Origin of the sequence: Streptomyces sp. NBC_01296, from assembly GCF_035984415.1 — a bacterium.
Taxonomy (GTDB): domain Bacteria; phylum Actinomycetota; class Actinomycetes; order Streptomycetales; family Streptomycetaceae; genus Streptomyces.
Genome location: NZ_CP130720.1, coordinates 124,369 through 143,345, shown reverse-complemented (window position 1 = coordinate 143,345; position 18,977 = coordinate 124,369). Strand labels below are relative to the sequence as shown.

At 68.9% G+C, this 18,977-nt stretch carries 15 protein-coding genes and 3 pseudogenes; 10 read left to right on the top strand and 8 right to left on the bottom strand.

Annotation, left to right across the window (positions count from 1 at the left end):
- The first annotated feature begins 434 nt into the window (after positions 1-434).
- Positions 435-3,035, top strand: coding sequence for an NACHT domain-containing protein (locus OG299_RS00655; protein WP_327359997.1), 2,601 nt, complete (start codon positions 435-437; stop codon positions 3,033-3,035).
- Positions 3,036-3,168: 133 nt separating this feature from the next.
- On the opposite strand, the gene OG299_RS00650 is transcribed toward OG299_RS00655, so the two are convergent.
- From OG299_RS00650 to OG299_RS00640, 3 genes are all read right to left on the bottom strand, one after another.
- Positions 3,169-4,605: an NF041680 family putative transposase gene (locus tag OG299_RS00650; RefSeq protein WP_266673905.1), complete on the bottom strand. Its 1,437-nt coding sequence runs from the start codon at positions 4,603-4,605 to the stop codon at positions 3,169-3,171.
- A 163-nt stretch (positions 4,606-4,768) separates the two neighbouring features.
- Positions 4,769-5,638 carry an IS5 family transposase gene (locus OG299_RS00645; protein ID WP_327359996.1) on the bottom strand — a complete coding sequence of 290 codons (870 nt, stop codon included), beginning with the start codon at positions 5,636-5,638 and terminating at the stop codon, positions 4,769-4,771.
- A 168-nt stretch (positions 5,639-5,806) separates the two neighbouring features.
- A complete protein-coding gene (locus OG299_RS00640; RefSeq protein ID WP_327359995.1) occupies positions 5,807-7,891 on the bottom strand; it encodes a hypothetical protein in 2,085 nt (694 codons plus the stop codon).
- 311 nt (positions 7,892-8,202) lie between these two features.
- Between OG299_RS00640 and OG299_RS00635 the strand changes: the two are divergent.
- A pseudogene (locus tag OG299_RS00635) lies at positions 8,203-8,490 on the top strand (HNH endonuclease); the annotation flags it as partial.
- 769 nt (positions 8,491-9,259) lie between these two features.
- Here the strand turns inward: OG299_RS00635 and OG299_RS00630 are convergent.
- Positions 9,260-10,195, bottom strand: a complete 936-nt coding sequence (locus OG299_RS00630; protein WP_327359994.1) for a glycosyltransferase family 4 protein — start codon at positions 10,193-10,195, stop codon at positions 9,260-9,262.
- Positions 10,196-10,997: 802 nt separating this feature from the next.
- On the opposite strand from OG299_RS00630, the gene OG299_RS00625 reads away from it, so the two are divergent.
- The 4 genes from OG299_RS00625 (at position 10,998) to OG299_RS00610 (ending at position 13,547) form a co-directional block, all read left to right on the top strand.
- On the top strand, positions 10,998-11,333 hold the full coding sequence (locus OG299_RS00625; protein ID WP_327359993.1) for a hypothetical protein: 336 nt from the start codon (positions 10,998-11,000) through the stop codon (positions 11,331-11,333).
- Positions 11,330-11,776, top strand: a complete 447-nt coding sequence (locus OG299_RS00620) for a MerR family transcriptional regulator (RefSeq protein WP_327359992.1) — start codon at positions 11,330-11,332, stop codon at positions 11,774-11,776. Before OG299_RS00625 ends, OG299_RS00620 begins: the two co-directional genes overlap by 4 nt.
- The gene (locus tag OG299_RS00615; protein ID WP_327359991.1) at positions 11,757-12,071 is read left to right on the top strand and encodes a mercuric ion transporter MerT; all 315 of its coding nucleotides are present in this window, start codon (positions 11,757-11,759) and stop codon (positions 12,069-12,071) included. Before OG299_RS00620 ends, OG299_RS00615 begins: the two co-directional genes overlap by 20 nt.
- 330 nt (positions 12,072-12,401) lie before the next feature.
- Entirely contained in the window at positions 12,402-13,547 is a 1,146-nt protein-coding gene (locus OG299_RS00610) for an MFS transporter (RefSeq protein WP_327364416.1), read from the top strand.
- Between the two features lie 42 nt (positions 13,548-13,589).
- Here OG299_RS00610 and OG299_RS00605 read toward each other — a convergent pair whose 3' ends face one another.
- Positions 13,590-13,793, bottom strand: a complete 204-nt coding sequence (locus OG299_RS00605; protein WP_442817465.1) for a response regulator transcription factor — start codon at positions 13,791-13,793, stop codon at positions 13,590-13,592.
- Here OG299_RS00605 and OG299_RS00600 point away from each other — a divergent pair.
- Complete coding sequence (locus OG299_RS00600; protein WP_442817570.1) at positions 13,769-14,077, top strand: DUF6223 family protein; 309 nt, start codon at positions 13,769-13,771, stop codon at positions 14,075-14,077. The genes OG299_RS00605 and OG299_RS00600 overlap by 25 nt on opposite strands.
- Before the next feature lie 562 nt (positions 14,078-14,639).
- Here the strand turns inward: OG299_RS00600 and OG299_RS00595 are convergent.
- Positions 14,640-14,867, bottom strand: coding sequence for a hypothetical protein (locus OG299_RS00595; protein WP_327359990.1), 228 nt, complete (start codon positions 14,865-14,867; stop codon positions 14,640-14,642).
- Between the two features lie 340 nt (positions 14,868-15,207).
- On the opposite strand from OG299_RS00595, the gene OG299_RS00590 reads away from it, so the two are divergent.
- Positions 15,208-15,897, top strand: coding sequence for an SMI1/KNR4 family protein (locus OG299_RS00590; RefSeq protein ID WP_327359989.1), 690 nt, complete (start codon positions 15,208-15,210; stop codon positions 15,895-15,897).
- A gap of 70 nt (positions 15,898-15,967) precedes the next feature.
- Here the strand turns inward: OG299_RS00590 and OG299_RS00585 are convergent, their stop codons facing one another.
- The gene (locus OG299_RS00585) at positions 15,968-16,294 is read right to left on the bottom strand and encodes a hypothetical protein (RefSeq protein ID WP_327359988.1); all 327 of its coding nucleotides are present in this window, start codon (positions 16,292-16,294) and stop codon (positions 15,968-15,970) included.
- Between OG299_RS00585 and OG299_RS00580 the strand changes: the two are divergent.
- Positions 16,290-16,904 (top strand): annotated as a pseudogene (locus tag OG299_RS00580) (IS5 family transposase); the annotation flags it as partial. The gene OG299_RS00585 and the pseudogene OG299_RS00580 sit on opposite strands and share 5 nt — an antisense overlap.
- Before the next feature lie 114 nt (positions 16,905-17,018).
- A complete protein-coding gene (locus OG299_RS00575; RefSeq protein WP_327359987.1) occupies positions 17,019-17,375 on the top strand; it encodes a hypothetical protein in 357 nt (118 codons plus the stop codon).
- On the opposite strand, the pseudogene OG299_RS00570 reads toward OG299_RS00575, so the two are convergent.
- Positions 17,365-18,175, bottom strand: a pseudogene (locus OG299_RS00570) (IS5 family transposase). The gene OG299_RS00575 and the pseudogene OG299_RS00570 sit on opposite strands and share 11 nt — an antisense overlap.
- Between the last annotated feature and the right edge of the window lie 802 nt (positions 18,176-18,977).

Sequence of the window (18,977 nt, the reverse complement as noted above, 5' to 3'; positions counted from 1 at the left end):
AGAGCTTCGGCCAGCGCGTCCACCCGGATCCGGGCCAGCCCGATCGGTATGCGCATCGAGCCTATTTGCCGATGACGGGGCGGCCGCTGGTGCCGCCCCGCCGGCTCCGGCGGCTACCTACGCGGGGACAGCAGTGAAAGCAGCAGCGACAAGGTCCGCCGGGCGTCGGCACGCCGATCGGCCGAAGGGGCAAGGACCGCGGTCAGCGCCGCGACTAGGAGGCTAGCGGCGTAGGCCAGGCTGACGCCGGATGCGGCGCTGGTGCCAGCGATGATCAAATCGGACACGGGTTCCTCCGAGAGGCGCCACCCGGTGAATCCGGGCGTCTGGGTCCATCAGACCTCGACGATGGGCCATGATTTGACCGTTGCAGACGCACCCAGACGGGTCCGGCCGAACACGGCCGACCCCAGACAGGGGGGACCGCTGACCAGATGAGCGACCAGGAAGCAGCCCGGAGAACAGATCTCGCCGCTGAGCTGCGAGCGCTGCGGGACGAATGCGGCAGCCCGTCGCTCCGGGAGCTCGAGAAACTGATCAACCAACGCAGCGGGCCGCCGATGGCGCGGGCGACCATTGACGAGAAGTTCAAGGGGACCAGCACCGTCAAAACCTGGCAGCTCATCGCCTTGGTCAACGCTTTGAACCAGTACGCGGCGAACATCAACCGCCCGGTGCCACCTGAGCGCACTGACCTGGACGTGTGGCTGGGTGTGTCGCCCGGCACTAAACCGCCCGACAACGCAGCCGCTGATAGAACCGTCAGCACCGGTGTCCGCACCGACACTGACACCGGTGCTGGCACCAGCGCTGAGATCGGCGGCGGCTCTGGGGATGACGACGCGCGGTTGGCGGCGGCGGTCGCCCGTGGTCTCGCCCCGCTGCCCGGGGTCGACCAGGATGAGCCGGCACTGGTCGCGCAGGTCCGCCCACTCGATGCCCGAGGCGCCGTGGTGCGGCGCTGGCTGCGCCTGCTGTTAGCGGCGTCGATGCTGCTGCGCCGGCGGCGGGGGCGTGATCGCGGTGACGCGACGCGGCTGCGGATGCTGAAGCTGGTCCGCGACACCGCAGGGCAGATCGTCGCAGACGCCGAGACGGCCTACTTCCTGCCGCCTTCCTTCGAGGTGCTGAGGGACCCGCCGCTGGCAAAATCCCGTTCGGCGAAGAAGGGACAGCCGTTCCTCGCCGCCCCGGTCGAAGGCGCGACGCTGCATGACCTGTTCGAGCGGTCCGGTGAGAGCCTGCTGCTCCTTGGCGAGGCCGGCCTGGGAAAGACAACGCAGCTCGCCCGTCTGTCCCGTGACCTCGCGGGGGCGGCCCTTGCCGAGCCGGAGCGGAAGACCCCAATCCCGATCCTGCTCAGTCTCGCCTCCTATCGGGGCGAGCCGCTGGCCGAATGGCTCGTCCGGGCTATCGCGGAGACCTACGACCGGGTCGACGGACGACTCGTGCGATCGTGGCTGGACGCCGATCTGGTACTGCCGGTGCTCGACGCCCTCGACCAGGTGCCGACGGCGCACCGCAGACGCTGTGCGGAGGAACTTTCGGCGTTCCGGCGGCGCACGCTCGGCCTCGTCGTGTCATGCCGGGCGGAGTTCGTCGATCTGGCGCGGGAGGTCGACGTGCCGCTGCGGGCGCGGCTCCGGCCGGTCGAGCAGGAACAGGCGGAGCGATACCTGGCCGCCGACCTCGAGGCTATGGCTGACGTCAAGAAGGCGCTCGACGACGACCCAAGCCTGTGGTCGCTGCTCCGCTCGCCGCTCATGCTGCAAGTGATCCACGGCGCGTACGCGGGCCGCGCGGCCGTCGCACTGCGGCTGCCCGACCGGACGCCAGCCCAGCGGGAGAAGCTGATCTTCGACGCCTACGTGCGTCGGATGCTGCTGGACGATCGTCGGCCGCGCACCGATCCGGCACGGTCGCTCCGCCTGCTGACCTGGCTGGCCAAGGCGCTGGCGCGGCGGCAGGAGGATGTGCTGCACCTCGACCGGCTTGACCAGAGCTGGCTCGCCCCCAAGCACGGCGTGTTCCCGCGCGTCGTCGCCCTGGCGAGCGATTCGCTGCTCGGAGCCGCGCTCACCCTGCCCTGGGTGGCCGCGGCGGACGCGCTGAACGTGACCGGGGTCCGGTTCGCCGACGCGGCGATCCCTGCCTTCTCGAGCCTCATCGTGATCACCGCCCAGGTCGTCATCGGCGACGCCTTCAACCGGCACCGGCCCGAAGCGAGCGCCTGGGCGGCCGTGCGCGGCAACCTGCCGGCTATCATAAGCTCGCTGACCCCGCTGCTGCTCGTTGACTTGAGCTCGCCAGCAACTTTGGCAACCATCCTAGCCTGGCTGTGGATCCAGGTGACGATCGGCGAAGGCTGGTTCCAGCCGGTCCTGCGCCCAGTCGAGCAACTGCGCTGGACGGGTCGACCGCACAGTTTCCGGCCGGCTATCGCCCTCCTGATGTTCGCCGTTCTCACCGGCCTTTGCGGACGGGTCTTCCCGCTGTTCATGGGTCGGTCGGCCTGGCTGGCCGCGGCGGCGGCGTTTCCGATCTGGCTGATCTACGTGCTGAGCGGCGCCTTCGAGCCGTCCCTGAGCGAGGACCGGCCGCGTCCCAACGAGGGAATCCGCAGGTCGGTGCGGTTCGCTTTCCTGCACGGATCCGTCAACGCGCTGCTCATCGGCGGCGTGACCGCAGGAATCGGCCTGCTCGTCGCCCCGCGAGCCCCTGCGGTTGCGATCGGGCTTGCCGCCGGATACCTCGGCTCACTGCTCGGCCTGACACGGGCGCTGCGGTACGGCGGGCTGGCTGTCATCCAGCATTGGACCGTCCGGGCCGTCTTGATCTGGACCGGCGCGACGCCCGCCCGCTATCAGCACTACCTGGACGAGGCCCAGCAACGCGTCCTGCTGCGCCGTTTCGGCGGGGGCTACGTGTTCCTGCACGAGAAGCTGCGGACGCATCTGACGGATGACCCGGAAAAACTCCTGCGACGTCTGAACCTGGACGTCCCGGACGCCGAGCCCGTGCCCGTCCCCGTATGACAGGCCCGCCAGCACCCAAGCCTCCGGCGAAGTCCTAGCCGGACTGACCGGAGCCGACAGGAACGACCACGACTTCGGGGTGGTCGTTCGGCCGGTTGAGCAACAATTTCGCGGCATCGCCTAAGCTTGGCGTTTATGCAGGTGTGCTGCTTGTGATGGCTGTTGCGATGCTCGGTTTGGCTTGTTTCCCGACGGGGTGCTCGCGTGCACGCTGCTTGTTCTTCGTGCCGGTTGGTCGGCCGGGGCCTGCGGTGGTGGGTTTCGGTGCACTGGCCGGCTGAGGGGTTTTCTCGTGGATGCGGCGAAATCCTCGACGGACGCGTGCGGGTGTCAGGCGCCCTTGGCGTGCAGGCCGTTCCCAGGGTTTGCGGAGGTCTTCTGCGAGGGGCCGGGCAAGTCGGAGCTGGGCGTGTGCGGCGAGGACGAGCCAGGTCCAGCGGTCAGCGGCGGCCGGCTCGCGGAGTTTGGGAGCGGTCCACCCCAACGTCTGCTTGAGCATCCTGAAGGTGTGCTCGAGGTCGAATCTGCGCAGGAACGCCTGCCAGAGCCGGTCCACGTCCCCGGCGGTAGCGGCGGTGGACGACCACCACAACCAGATGGGCCTGGGGCTGCGGTCTCCGCGAAGGTGGTCGACCTGTAGACGGATGACGGTGCCTTCGATGACCGGCAGCTCTCCTTCGGGGTGGTCGGCCCAGGCCGAGCGTCGGACCAGCAACGGGTGCAGGCGGTCCCAGGCAGTGGCGACGGCCTTCCCGTAGTGCGTGGTGTCGGTCACCGTGGTGATGGACGGGACCGGCTGAGTGGCCGCAATCTCGAACGCGAACTCTGCCCCGCGCTTGGGCTTGCGCCCGCGCTTTCCCGCCGGCTGCGGCGGGGGCGGGAAGTACAGGACGCGGTCCGAACGCATCCGGCCCAGCAGCTCAACGGGCAGGTCCGCAAGCAAGAAGGCCAAACGGGTCACGTCATATCCGGCATCGACGACGACCAGGACGGGCGGGTCACCGATCCGCCACTGGCCCGCGACATACAGTCGCTGGAACACTTCCCTGACCTGGGATGCGGTCACGGCGATCGTGTCGTCCCACGGGCACAGCCGGACCACGTCCAGCATGGCAGTCCACGACGTCCGCCCCGGCTCCAGGGCGGCGACGAAGGAGTAGGGCCACCCGGGGATCATCTGGGCCGAGCCCCTGCCCCGGCCATACGTGTGACAGAACAGCCGGTCCGGGCTGGTATTCGCGTCCGGCCGCAGCCAGTTGCTGACATCGACAGCAAGGACCAGCCGCCCCTCTGCCGTCCGTGGAAGGGGCATTCCTGCCAGCGCCCTGCGCAGTCGGGACAAATCCAGATGCCCGCGGTTCAGCCCGCCGTACAACGCACCATGCCCACGCTGATGCTCAGGCGCCAGGGACAGCTCGACCAACGTCTTCACCGGGCCGTCCGCACACAACAGAGCGTCACTCAACTCGAACAAGGCATCGGCCCTCTGAGTCAAGCAGGCATAGAACTCCCTCCGGAAGCATGACAATTCGGCAAATGCATCCCGCGGGACCCGCTGCAGCAGACTCATCGCTACGGCCTTCGTACTGGTCAAGTGCCTCTGTGACGGAGCACAGGATCAGACGAGGGCCGCCCTTACGTCAGGCACTCAGCCGAAAACGTCAGCAAGTTCGAGGCCATGTTCGACCGCAGACGTTAAACGCCAAGCTAAGAGGTCGTTTTATCCCTCTGTTTTATCCCGGGATCTGCTGTTTGGTCTGGTGTGTCGGGTCGCGCCAGGAGATGGTGTTCTCGCCGGTGAGGCGGCGGGCCATGAGGTCGGTCATGGCGATGTGGATCACGGCTTCGGAGCGGGTGGGGAGGGTCTCGTAGTCGCGGGCCAGGCGGCGGTGGAGCATGAGCCAGCCGTAGGTCCGCTCGACCGCCCAGCGCTTCGGGATGGGAGTTAAACCCCTGGTCCCGGGCTTGCGGGCGGTGATCTCCATGTCGATGCCGAGGGCCGCAGCATGCTCGACGAGGTGCTGGCGGTAACCGCCGTCGACCCACACCTTGCGGATGCCGGGGTGGCCGGCGGCGACCTGGTCGATGAGCCGGGTGCCGGCGACGGAGTCCTGCACGCTGGCCGCGGTCACCAGCACCGCGAGGAGAAGGCCGAGCGTGTCGGTGACGATGCTCCGCTTCCTGCCCACGATCTTCTTGCCCGCGTCGATGCCCTGACTCGAGGCATGAACGCTGGTGGAGGTCTTGACGCTCTGGGCGTCGATCACACAGGCGGAAGGCTCGCCGTCCCGTCCTTCCTTCTCACGGAGAAGCTGGCGGAGGAGTCCGTTGAGCTGGGCGAATACGCCTTCGTCCGCCCATCTGGCGAAGTAGCCGTAGACGCTCTGGTGTGGCGGGAAGTCGTGTGGGAGATAGGCCCACTGGCAGCCGGTGCGGTCTACATAGAGGATCGCGTTCATGATCTCGCGCAGGTCATGCCGTGGAGGACGGCCGAAGTCCAGAGCCCGACCACGACGCTCGAAACGCCACGCGGACAGCACCGGCTCGATCAACTCCCAGCGGGCATCGGACAGATCACTTGGATACGGGCGTCGCGTTGTCATGATTCCGGCGTACCGCCGCGGACCGAGTGCGCCCAGGCGCACAGCCGCGGCGCCGGAAGCACGCGGCCCGCCAAGGGCCGGACATCCTGGGATGAGACAGGAACAAGACCCAACCCGCCCCACCCGCCAGCCAATGACGGCGGAGGTCACGGCGGGCTTGAAGGCCGGTTACGCGGTGCTGGGTGTGGAGGTGGCGGCGAGTGGGTCGGTGCGGTACATGACGTAGAGCCGCCCGCCCTGTTCGGCGGTGGAGACTTCGTCCATGGGGCGGATGCGCTGGTCGCCGGGGTACTTGCCGCCGTGCCACATGTTCTGGTTCGGCAGGTAGTGCATCTGGTAGAGCTCGCCCTGCAGGTTGAGGAAGACCTCCAGGCCGCCGCTGTGGGAGAGCAGGGCCGGGCCGTGGGGGTAGTTGGGGTGGCTGATGCCCGCGATGCGATTCCAGGTCACGTTGTTGCCGGAGGTGGTGGCGTTGCTGGCGTGGAACCCATTGTCCGTGCCACGGGCGACGCGCCACAGCTTCCCGCTGTTGCTGGCCAGGCTGACGGGGCTGTCCAGTGTCCAGGAGTTGTCGCCCTGGGAGCCGGTCCAGCGGCTGCCGTCGTGGCAGTTGGTGCAGGGAATGCCGTCCATGCTGATATGCGTGAGCCACAACCGGTTGTCGTGGACAGCAAGGGCCGGAGCGATGCGGGATGCGAAGGCGAGAATCCGGGTCCGCGTGCTCCAGGAGGTGCCGTCGTAGGTGAAGTAGCCGACTGTGTCGTCGGTGCCGGTGTGGGCACACCAGAGCTTGTTCTGGAAGACGGCGAGGGCGGGTGCGATGTCGGAGTACTCCTGGTTGATCTGGCGCGGGGTGCTCCACACTCCGTTGGCGTGGGTGGTCCACATCAGCGCGCGGTCGGCGCGGTTGAACAGGACGTGGAGTCTGTTCTGGTAGAAGGCAATGGCGGGGGGTGTGATGGACTGCCAGGGCAGCGGGATGGGGGTGGTCCAGCGGTCGCCCTGTTCCCGGACGAGGTACTTGAGGGTGCTGGCGGGGAAGGGGACCTTCTCGGGGCTGGCGTACTTGAGTTTCAGGCGGTGGTGGCCCTCGCCGTTGAAGTGCAGGTCGATGCTGCCGCGGTCCGACAGCAGCGCGAGGTCGTAGCGGTCGAGGTAGATCGCGCGTGCGCAGGACAGGTCGTCGTCGTTGCGCAGGAAGTCCATCAGGATGACGCCGATGCTAGTGATGTCGGCCAGGATGCCGGCGATGCCGCCGCCGGGCAGATTGGCGCCGATCTGGAACCACGGGGTGCTGAAGATGTGCTGGGACAGCCACCTGAGGTGGGCGTGGAGGGCGTCGTACCACTGACTGCTGCTCTGGTCAGCTTCGAAGCAGAAGATCTGCAGGATCAGATGGGCTGAGACCTGCCCGTCGAAGACGACGCGGTTGGAGCCGAAGGTACGGGTGTGACCTGTTTGGACGCCGCCGAACTCCTCCGACTGGTAGGCGGGGCCGGCTGCCTTGTCGCTGCCGGAGGACGCGCACCAGTAGGTCTCGTCCCTGCCGCCGCCCTGGTCCCCGTGGGCCCGCAGCACGTGGAAGCTCTCCATCTCCAGCCGCACCCGAACCGGCTGGTACGCGTGCGTGCCCGCTGCCGAAGCCTCGGCCGCCGAAGCGTCCTCGACGCCCGGAGCGACGGAATCGCCGTCCGGCACGGCGGCGAGCGTGTCGGGGGAGACGACGACGGCTCCGGGCATGGCCGAAGTACCGCCCCCCCGCTCCCGCAGCGCCTCGATGAACGCCGGCCCGTCCACCTCCTCTCCCAGGGCAAAACCTTCCCGGCTGACCACCGCATTGTTCGGCTGCGCCATCGTCTCGCGCGCCATCGCCTGCCAGTCCTGCTGGTACTGCGCCCAGTCGTAGGTCTGCTCAAGGGGGCGGCCGGTGACCGACACCGGGAACGGCAGGCCGGTGCTGTAGGTGACCAGGAACAGGTACAGCCTGCCCAGGGCGATGAGGTCCGTTTGCGGCATCGCGGTGAGAGCGGCCTGGACCAAGCGGTTCTCGAGATCTCCGAGCTGATGCCCGCGATCCGTGCGCGCAGCGGCGCGCAGCATCACGGCGAGCAGCAGGTTCGCCTTCGTCCCCTCGCGGCCCTGGGTCCGCACCAACGGGGACGGGCGCTCGCCGGTCAGAATCTGCCGCAACCTCTCCAGCCGCGGATCGTCCAGGACACTTTCCGGATCTCCGGCTGCCGTGCTCTCGTCCACTGCCACAGCTTCTCCTTCGCTCGCATGGGCGGGTACTCGTACCGCTGCGGCGACGGTATGTTCCGGCCTCAAACCGCCCGGGCATATGCGCACAAATCGCTGAAGAACGTCTGAAAATCGGCAGGTCCCCCCATTCGAATGGGGGACAGCCATGGGCGGGCGGGCGGTTACCGCGGCCTGTGACCGTGGCAGCAACCACGCGCCGGTGACGGGAGGCGCAGCCTCGGGTGGTACGGGTGCAGAGATCGCCCGGCGCGAACCGGAGCCGCCACGGAGTGAATACCGCAAGCTTCGAATGACGCTCCCCGCCAGCTGGGGCGAGTTCGTGGACGGCGAAGCGGCGGGAGGCGTACGCCAACGACCAGGGCCAGCTCTCCTCCCTGGTCGCGGTCACCGCCCGCTCCAACCGGTCCAAGGCTGATCAGGATCCGGCCGAGTGGCTGCCGCCGGCGCCGGATGCGCTGTGCCGGTACGGCAAGGAGTGGACCGAGGACAAGCTCCGCTGGGGCCTGTCCGTCGATGAGGCGGAGCGCGACCGGCTGCTGGACATCGCGGCCGGCTGCGGCGACACCCTCGTGGAGTTCACCCCGGCCCCGTAGGACGGAGACAGCAGGGCGGAGGGCCGTCACCTCGTGCAGGGGTGACGGCCCCTTCGTGTCTCCGGGCCTGGGGCCGGCCCGGCCGGCGAGGGTTTGGCCGTTCCTCCGCGGGCTGAAGCCGAGGCCCGGGTCTGGTCCGGCCCGGGCGCGGCTGTGGTCGGGCGGGGGTGTGGGGTCTGGCGTTGTGTCGCTCGTAGAAGAGGGGTGCGGACGGGGTGGGGGCGTTTGCCCCAGCCGCTGGCTGAACAGGCCGCTCATACCGCCCCCGCCGGCCACGCCTCCGCCCAGGTCGACAACGATCCTCAGGGTCTCCCCGGGCACGACGGTGATGTCCCCGGTGGCGAAACCGCCCCCGCCCCCAGTGTCAATTCCATAGCCGCCGCCACCCCAGCAGCGGGCGTTGACCGTGGTGACGCCGGGGGGAACGGTGAAGTTCTGGACGCTGCCGGAATAGTTGAAGCGCCGGCTGTGGGTGTAGGGAGCGATGGGTGCGCCTGCGGTCTGCGCGATGGCCACACGGGGCTCGACGGAGCTGTCGGGCTCGATGGAGCTGTCGGGTTCGGGGGCGGGGGCAAGGGTTTCCGGGGGCATGGGATGCCGTCCTTTCGTTTCAGGTGGGGTGGATTTCCGTGGTTCGCATGGCAGGCAGGCGGATCCGGAAGGGAGATGCCCAGCCCATGCCGGGCGCTCTGCCGGAGCTTCCGTAAGCCATTTCGATGGCGTTGCCGGGGGCTGCGAAGCCGGAGTCTGGCTCCGCTGCGCAGCACTGTCAGGGGCAGGCGCGTCTTTCTGCCCCCGGGCCCGCAATGCCGGCTGCCGGGTTGCGGCTCATCTCGCTGGCGTCGACGAGCGTGCCGAGGGCGCGCCTGCGCACTCCGCTCAGCCGGCTGGTCTTGCTCAGGGATTCGACGGCGTCGCACCAGATGTCGAGGTCGGGAGCCGCACTGAGTTCGATGGAGCGGGCCTGGGCCCGGCGCGAAGCCCGGGCCCAGTTGGCCGGGTCGCGCAGGGACGCCAGGGCATGGGTCCAGGCGTTGAGGTCGTCGCGGTAGGCGAAGATCCCGGCTTCGCCCAGGGACTCGACGAGCCCGGGAGTGGGGTGGGCGATGACGGGGATGCCGGAGGCGAACGCCTCGATTGCCACCCGCCCCCAGGACTCGTACAGGCTTGGCATGAGCATCACGCGCGCCCGGCTGTAGACGTGCTCGCGCATCTGCTGTCCCGGCACCCCGTCGACCACTTCACAGTTGGGCAGCCGTGGTGGCGGCATGACCTGCTGCCCGTAGGCGCCGCGGACACCGAGGAAGTTCCATTCCGGGGTCCAGGTGGCGACCTGCCAGAACACCTCGCCGCCCTTGTCGGAGTTGAGGTTGACGAGGGTCGCGCAGTCACCGGGCTGGCTGCGGTACTCCTCGGCGATCACGGGCGGGCGGACGACGATGCTGCGCCTGGGCAGGAATTCGCGGGGGTAGCCGGCGTAGAAGATCTCGCCGTCCCGCCGGATCCACTCACTGTTGTAGACGACGAGGTCAGCGCCCGCCGCGTTGTGGAAGCTTGTGGCGAAGTTGTCGTGGCAGATGACGGCCAGCGGGATCCGGCGCTCCCGCGCGAGCCCGGCCACCAGGGGCACGTTCTCGAAGTGGGATAACAGCACGTCCGCTTCCTGGGCGCGGGCGGCGAAGTCCATGCCCTCCTGGTAGGGCACGACCTGTACCCCGTCGATCTCGTAGCTCTTCTCGATCCGGCCGGGGTGCGACAGCCAGACCGCGACCTGGTGGCCGCGCTCGGCGAGGGGGCGGGCGCAGCATCGAGTGGAGCATCCACTCGGATCCGGCGTTGTGGTCGGGCGGGTACCCGTACACCCGGGCCATGATGGACATGTGCCGCCCTCTGGGGGGCGCGGCCAGTCCGTACTGGCGGGGTGCCACCGTGTTCACCTGTAAGAACTCCCTCCGAACGGGTTGAAACAACGACGCAGGCGCGACGGCTTCGAGCCGGGCGGCCCCTTCATCTACACATGGGGCAGGAGGGCCAACCCTCACGGATGGCCACCCTGTGTGCTTGATCGCATGCGGAGAGTGTTCATCATGGGTGGGCGTACGGAAGCTCAACGGCGCAGCCACACAAGCCACTTGACCGCCCGGGGTGACCTCCGTGCGCCGCGCATGGGCCCCGCTCATAACCCCGGGCCCCGTACGCGGCCCAGGCCGATTCAAGCCGGACCTTCCTCCCCGATGGTCCGAGCAAGGCCATAGGGGGACCGGTGATCCCGTGGGCCGCGCGGAACATGGTCAAGCTCGCCCGCCACAACTGACTCCGCCGAGCCTCCCCCGACCTCGCCGCGTCGGGGTGCCTCCGTTCTCGTGAACAAGGCCAGGTCCATCGACCGCGACTGAACGCCACAGTTGGCCAGTCGGGCGTTCAGGCGCTTGCATCCGGTACCCGGGTACAGGTTTACCGTCGGAGGTGTCCCCGGCTGCGGGGGCGTGATGACGGGAGTGAGCGCGATGAGTGATCTTGCGTGGGTGCCGCAGTCCTGCACGTTGCCCACCGAGGAGCGGCCGCTGCGGGTCGCGGAGTGGGATGCGCTGTTCGCCGAGCGACTGACCGCGCTGTCGAGGCCCGAGCTGCTCCGCCTGCGCCTCGATCTGGCCGGCGGACCGGGTGTCGAGGAGCGGGTGCGGGACCTGGTGGAGCGGGAGAGCGGCTGCTGCTCGTTCTTCACCTTCACGACCACCCTCGGCGAGGATCTGGTCGGTCTGGACATCTCGGTCGATCCTGCGCACGAGGCGGTCCTGGACGCGCTCGCCGCGCGGACCGCTGCCGCCGGGAAGCAGCGGTGAGCACGGGTCTGCGCAGTGGGCAGGTCGCCGAGGCGGCCGGGGTGAACGTGCAGACGCTGCGCTACTACGAGCGGCGCGGCCTGCTGGCCGAGCCGGAACGCAGCACCGGCGGACACCGCCTGTACGGCGAGGACGCGGTGACCGCGCTGCGGGTCATCAAGGCCGCCCAGCGGCTCGGATTCACGCTGGAGGAAGTTGCCGAGCTGCTGGAGGCCGGCCGCCACCGGCACGGCCGCCCGGTCGCGGGGCTCCAGGAGCGGGCCGCGGCCAAGCTCGGCGAGGTCGACGCGAAGATCGCCGACCTGACCACCATCCGCACCGCCCTGGCCACCGCCGTCGAGGCGGGCTGCGACGACCTCACCGTCTGCGCCCAGAGCCCGTGCTGTCCCATCCCCTTCACCGACCTCGCCGAGGAGAACCGCCATGCCGGACCATGCTGCTGACCTGCGCCCCGACCGTGCCCCGAAAGCGCTCGGGGCGATGGCCGCCCTGGCCTGTGTGGCGTGCTGCGCGCTGCCCGTCCTGATTACCGCGGGCGTCCTGGGGGCCGGCGCGGGTGCGGTGGTGGGCTGGCTGCCCGCCCTCGCCGTGGTCCTGGCCGTGCTCGCCGCCGGAGCCTGGTGGCTCGGCCGGCGCCGCCGCTCCTGCTCCTGCGGCACGAAGAGCGCAGGTGAGGGCGAGTGCGGCTGCCGGAAGGGTGCTGACCTGCTGGAGATCTCGGGCGCGGGCCGCCAGTAGGGTCGCCGGTGTGACTGTCGCTCGTTCTGTTGCCCTGTTCGTCGCGGCGGCGTCTTCCGCCACCCGCTCCGGTTCCAGCGGCTGCGCCTGGACGTGGGGCTCGATGCCGTACCCCGGGTTCGGTGAGGGTCCGGCGGCGGCCGCTGGTTGACCGGGCGGGGTGCAGTGGCGTTTCGCCGGTGAACCGGCGTGTCCGGGAGGGTGAACCAGGGCTCGTTGGGCTGTTGCTGGTGGTGTGGTGGTCGGTAGTACCGGCCCATGATGATCATGACGCGACGAGGACCCATCGTGACCAGTCAGCCCATAGCCCCGGCCGCCCCGAGATCGACCATGTGGCCCCTGTATGCGGCGGGGTTCACCACCGCGTTCGGTGCGCACGGTATCGCTGCCAACCTTGGCGGGTTCTCCGAGGACGCCGTCACCTCGCTCCTGGTCTTGGGCGGCCTGCTCGCGCTGTATGACGGGGCAGAGGTGCTGCTCAAGCCGGTGTTCGGCTCGCTGGCCGACCGGGTCGGCGGCAAGCCGGTCCTCCTCGGCGGCCTTATCGCGTTCGCGTTCGCCTCCGCGCTGTACGCGATCGCCGACAGCCCCGGCTGGCTGTGGGCGGCCCGCCTCGGTCAGGGCGCCGCGGCCTCCGCGTTCTCCCCGTCGGCGTCCGCCATGGTTGCCCGCCTCAACCCGGCGGCCAATCGGGGACGTGCGTTCGGCAGTTACGGCTTCTACAAGTCCATCGGCTACACCCTCGGCCCGCTGCTCGGCGGCGTCCTGGTCTGGGCCGGTGGCCTGCGGCTGCTGTTCACCGTCACGGCGGTGTGCGCGGCGGCCGTCGCCCTGTGGGCCGCGCTCGCCGTGCCCGTCGTACCGCCGCTGCCCCGTAAGCGGCAGACCGTGGCCGACCTCGCCCGCCGGCTGGCCGACCGGTCCTTCCTCGCACCGACCGGCGCCCTCGCCGCGGCCACCGCCGCGTTGTCCGTCGGCGTCGGCTTCCTGCCTGTCTCCGGCGCCGCGGCCGGACTCGGCACCGTGGCCACCGGCGCTGCCGTCTCCGTCCTCGCCGCCACCGCCGCCGTTGTCCAGCCGAAGGCGGGACGCGCCCTGGACGCGGGGCGCCTGACCACCCGTACCGGCCTGCTGACCGGACTGCTCATCACTGCGGCCGGGCTCGCTGCCGCGATGCTGCCCGGCCTGGTCGGGGTCCTGCTGGCCGCCGCCCTCATCGGCGCCGGTACCGGGCTGATCACCCCGCTCGGCTTCGCCGCCCTCGCCGCATCGACCCCTGAGGAGCGCATGGGCCAGACCATGGGCACTGCCGAACTCGGCCGCGAACTCGGCGACGCAGGCGGCCCGCTGCTGGTCGCCGGGGTCGCCACGGTCACCACGCTCGCCTACGGGTACGCGGCACTCGCGGTCCTGATCGCTGCTGGACCGGTGATCGCTCTCGCGAGGCCGGGACGCGGGAGCTCGCGGCCAAGGTGAATTCCCCAAGGGATGTGGCATGCCCACCTGGACCCGTGGGTTTCAGGAATTGCGCGGGGTGACCAGGCCGGATTCGTAGGCGAGGACCACGAGCTGGGCGCGGTCGCGGGCGTGGAGTTTGGTCATGGCCCGGTTGATGTGGGTTTTCGCGGTCAGCGGGCTGATCGCCATGCGGTCCGCGATCCCGTCGTTGGACAGGCCGTTCGCGACCAGGAGGACGGATTCGCGTTCGCGGCCGGTCAGCACTTCCAGACCAGTACCGGTGCCGGGGTGGTGGGAGTGGCTGGGTGACGTACCGGTTGATCAGCGCCATGCTCGCCATGGCCGCCGGGCTGATCGGCATGGCCCTCGGTGGGCTGGTCGCGGCCACCGCCGACGGTGGCCTCGGCACCGGCAATGGGCTGGGCGGAGCCTACGTGGCCCTCGTGCTGGGGCTGATCAGCACCAGCCTCGGCGGGCGGGCTCTGGTCCGCTCCCGCCGAGCCGCTGACCGGAGCGAGTACGCGCGCTGGTTGTTTCCACCGCCCTGATCCGGGGGCGGTCGGCAGCGCAGGTGGATCTCTCGAGTGTCACCGACCTCGTAGATCTGCTCCAGCACCCAGCCCGGCACCGTCTCGTTCGTCACGCCATGGAGCAGGAACATCCGCACCGCCGTGAGGACCTTGTTGATCCGGATCTCTTGCCGGACCGGCTTCGACCCCGGGCCCGGCACCACGACCGGGGGTTTGCCGCCGCGGCCCGGCGTCCACTTCAGCCAGAGCATGAACAGCCCCATCTCCCGGGCCGCAGTCCTCCAGTCTCTCCCAGTCGCCTCGCACCACCGCATAAACAGGACGATGCCCTCGGCGTACGCCTTCGTGGTCGTCTCCGCCCGGCCCCGCGCCAGTCGGGTCTCCCTCAAGAATCGGTCGGCTTCCTCGACCACCCCAAAGTCTTCGCCGACCACAGTCCAGTACCGGGTGCCTGATGGCAGCACCACAGGAAATGCCCGCACTTCCACTCCCACTCCACGAGTCGATCGCAACGATCTGCCGCAGAGCTACACCCCCCGAGAACCGTTGCAGAAACCCCAACGAGAGGGTCAGAGCAACGTCACACCACGGTCCTTGAACCCCCAGAGAAGCGCAGCGCCTTCGGTCCAGACCCGGTGCGGATGGATTCGAGCTTCCAGTCCGGCGGCGGAGGCGGGGGCCAGTGGGCCGCCTCGGCGGCCAGCTCCGCCTCCAGCTCGCTGATCGCCCGCTCGGCCAGCTTCTGCTGCCAGCCCAGCCACGCCCGCACGGCCCGCCAGCTCTCCAGGCGGGCCTCGAGGTCGCTCACGAGGACCGCGTCCCGGGCTCAGTGACGACGAACTCCTCGCCACTCCAGCGCACGATCAGCTCCCGGCGCAGCTCGGCCGCTCCCATGGTTGGGCGAAGAGCGAGCTGCTTTTAGGTGTGGATCTGCTGGCGCTTGAGGCTGATCAGGTTGGCGGGGAAGCGGAAGGACGTCACCGCATTTATTCAATCAGGTGTTCGAATTTCGGGGCCAGTCTGCTCGCGGCACAGAGGTGGCCGCTGTGACTTAGCGGTGTAGTTGGCCCCTGAGCGTTCTGTTTGTCCCGCAGGCGTGCGTGGTACCTGGCCGGTCCGATGTCGGTGGTTCCCCGTACGGTCTGCGCATGGTTGATCAGCAGTGGAATGGTGTCCGTCAGCGTGTGGTCGCGTTGGGTGCACAGCCGCCGAGCGGCGACGTGTTCGGCTCGCACGGGCACCGGTGGGTCCTGGAAGACCCACTGACCGATGACGGGCTCGCCGACCTCGAAGCGCAGGTAGGCGTGCGGTTGCCAAATGACTACCGGAGCTTCCTCACCCGCGTGGGCGCCGGCGGCGCTGGTCCGGCATACGGCCTTTTCCCCGTTCGACGCGTGCAGGGCCGCTGGCGCTGGGAAGGGGACGGCGCCGAGCTGGCCGACTTGGCCATGCTCGCCCGGCCATTTCCTGAACACGGCCCGGACCCCGAAGCCCTCGACGCACTTCTCGCCGTCCGTCCAGAAGAGGAGGACTTCGAGGAGATCGAGGACTTCGACGACGCCATCGAGGCGTGGGACGAACGCTGGGAACTCCTGATGTTCACTCCCGAGCGCACCGCTGGCGCCATCGTGATCTCCCACCTCGGCTGCGCCCAGCGGGAGTGGCTGATCATCAGCGGCACCCACCGCGGCACCATCTGGTCCGACTGCCGGGCAGATGACGCAGACCTGGTCCCGCTCCTCGACCACGCGGAGAAGCCGATCACTTTCGCCCGCTGGTACATCGACTGGCTGGAAAAAGCGGAGCTCACTGCACACCAGCCGGCTACGAACGTCTGACGTCGGTCACTGGTGTGCACGGGAGTGCGCCGACGGCACGATGAGCGCCGTAGTCGTCCAGGTGGGCCAACTATCTGGGCACTCGGGCCGAGCGGGCGCGGGTGCGCAGGGCTGGCAGTCGGGCGGCGTCGTCCGATCCGGCCAGGCTTTCACCCAGGGCCAGGAGCGAGAGGATCCGCACCGGTTGGCCGGTTGCGGCGGCGGCTTCCAGTTTGTGGTGGCCGTCGAGGAGGAAGTGGGTCAGGCCCCAGTGCACGAAATAGTCGTCTCCCCGGTCGATGGCGGGCTGGCACACGTCCAGTGTGGAGATCGCCACCGCTGTGGGGACCGTTCCCTGCTCCATGAGCGCGACGTACTCCTCGACGCGCTCCTTGTCGTTCCACGTCGGGGGGACCATGATCGGCTGCAGCGGGGTGACCTGCTGGCGACGCCTGCGGGACTGGACCGAGGCCGGGCTCTGGCCCCGCCTCCACGAGACCCTGCTCACCGAACTGCGCAGAGCAGGCCTCCTCGACATGGACGACTGCTCAATCGACGGCTCCCACGTCAGAGCGCTCAAAGGGGGAGCTCACACCGGACCTTCGCCGGTCGACCGCGGCCGTCCCGGCAGCAAGCACCATGTGATCGTCGACCGGCACGGCACTCCGCTCGCGGTGTCGCTGACTGCAGGCAACCGGCACGACGTCACCCAGCTGATACCGCTGCTGGACGCCGTTCCTCGCTTCCGCGGCCGACGAGGACCCCCTCGCCACCGGCCCAAACGGCTCTTCGCCGACCGCGGCTATGACTTTGACAAGTACCAGCGATTGATCCGCAAGCGCGGCATCACGCCGAAGATCGCCCGACGCGGTACCCCGCACGGCTCGGGCCTGGGCAAGACCCGCTGGGGCGTAGAGCGGGCCTTCGCCTGGCTCCACCAGTTCAAGCGCCTGCGCATCCGCTACGAGATACGCGCCGACCTCCACCAGGCACTGCTCGAACTCGCCTGCTCCATCATCTGCTTGTGACGACTACGCACCGCATTCTGAAGCGATCAGTAATAAGACGTCGTTTCTTTTGGCTGTAACGGGTGCTGATGACCGGCCCAGATGGGTGTCAGTGTGGTGTGAAAGTCTCCGGGCATGAGCTACGACCTGGCTGTCTGGGAAGGCGAGCGACCGGCGGATGACAAGACCGCCGGCCGGGTCTTCAACGTCCTGCACGACTGCTATCTCGACGGTGAGGCCGTGGAGCCTCCGTCTGAACGCATAGCTGCCTACGTTGCCGCGCTTCTGGACCGGTGGTGCGACATCACCGAGGACGAGGAAGAGACCTCGCCCTGGTCGGTTGGACCGTTGATCGAGAGTGCAAGCGGTCCGCTCATGTACTTCGGGATGGGCTGGAGCAGGGCCGAGGAAGCGTCGGGATACGCGGCAGACTTGGCGGACTCGATGGGGCTGGTCTGTTTTGACGTGCAGGAGAACCGGCTCAGGCCCTGAGCAGGGTGGCCAATCGGCAGTGGCAGATGAGGGCTGCGGCTATGCCGACGAAGGCGAGGAAGTGTTCGGCCTTGCGCTCGTATCGGCGGTGGAGCCGACGGCAGCCGGCGAGCCAGGACACGGTCCGTTCGACGACCCATCGGTGGCGGCCGAGCCGCCCGGAGGACTCGATTCCTTGCGGTGGCGGATGCCGCGTTTGCGGAGCCATCGACGCAGGTGGTCGTAGTCGTAGCCCTTGTCTGCGTGGAGCTTGGCGGGCCGCCGCCTGCGAGGTCCTCGCCGGGACCGGATCGGCGGGATGCCCCGTACCAGCGTTTCAAGGCCGAGGCTGTCGTGCATGTTCGCGCCGGAAATGCCCAGCGAGAGCAGCAGTCCGTTCCGGTCGGTGATCAGGTGGATTTTCGATCCAGGCTTGCCACGGTCGGTCGGATTCGGTCCCGTCAGAGGCCCCCTTTTGCAGCCCGCATGCTGACCGAATCGATCGCGCAGCGCGACCAGTCCAGTTCCCCGCGGGCCCCGAGTTCGTCGAGGATGACGCGGTGGAGCCGGGCCCAGACCCGGGCCCGGCTCCACTGGGCGAAGCGCCGGTAGACCGTCTGCCAGCTCGGGCCGAACACCGGCGGCAGCTGCCGCCACGTGCAGCCCGAGGCCGCCACGAAGATGATCGCGGCCAACGCCTCGCGATCACCCGCACGACGCCGGCCGCCACCCTGCGGACGTATGACCTCCGTCGGCGGGACGACCCGCCTGAACAGCACCCACAACTCGTCCGGCACCAACCGCTCAACCAGATCCGTCATGCACGGTTCAACGAACGATCACGCCATAAGAAACGATGTCTTAGGGCAACGAGCTCTGCCTCCAGCCCTTCGATCATCAAGGCCAACGCGTCCACGACCTGCTCATAGCGGTCACGCTGTGCCTCCGCACGCGCAAGCTCGCCACGGAGTTCTTCCACCACCTCTTGCGCACGGACCAACTGCGTCCGCACCGGGGACTCCTGCGAGGGTTGCATCTGGTGGGCGTTGGCGGCCCGAAGACGCCGAGTGAGCGAGGCAACCTCGTCCCGCGACTGACCCAGCTGGGCAAACAGCACGGTTCCGATACGCAGTGCCTCATGGCGGGCTTGCTCGGAGACCTCCAGGGCCTGGTGGGACGGGCAAGCTCCTCGTACACCTGGGTTGTGCGAGCCTGAGCGTCGATCAGCGCCTGACTGGAGACCGGCTGATGGAGCGTGGGGTTGGAGTCGGCACGCTTCCAAAGCTCCTTCGCGGGCGCGACCCGAACCTCTGCCGCCTCAGCCGATTCCCCAGAGAAGCAGACGTCGGCGACGGCTTCAACGAGATCCCAGGTCAAGCCCTCACCCCCCAGCTGGGCGCGGACCCGCTTGATGTCCGGTACAACCCGGTCGGTGAAGTGCTCGGCATTCAGACCGGCGTATAACGCGGCGACGTTGAGCGGCGACTCGTCGATCCAGCCACGGATCAGCCGTACCAGCTCGTTCACCTCCGCACTCGGCCCCTTCGGTTCAGCCCACGGCCGACCCGCGCGCTTCGGAGGCTCTCCCATCCCCGCCCCTCTTTGTCCCGGGCACAACCCAGT